Here is a 203-nt window from a genome sequence, read left to right as displayed (position 1 = left end):
CCGACGCGCTCATCCGCGCTGATACCGCAGTCGATCAAAATCCGGGCAAGACGATTCGCCTTGGCATTCAGCTCGCCGTACGTCCACGACTGGCCGTTGTATGTGACAGCCGGGCGGTCTTTGTGGCGCTGAGCCGTTTCTTCGAATAGCTGATGAACGGTTTTGTCTGTCGGCACAGGCAGCGTGTTGCCCTTCCAGGCCTC

Annotated in this window: 1 protein-coding gene; it reads right to left on the bottom strand. The window is 59.6% G+C overall.

Annotation, left to right across the window (positions count from 1 at the left end; genetic code table 11):
* On the bottom strand, positions 1-203 hold a 203-nt coding region (locus V6D44_RS21040; RefSeq protein WP_333516873.1), incomplete at both ends, for an AMP-binding protein.

It is taken from the genome of Bacillus sp. 0209A (genome assembly GCF_036765095.1).
Classification (GTDB): domain Bacteria; phylum Bacillota; class Bacilli; order Bacillales; family Bacillaceae; genus Bacillus; species Bacillus subtilis_G.
Note: the sequence above shows the minus strand (reverse complement) of the source record. Positions and strands in the feature narration are given on the sequence as shown.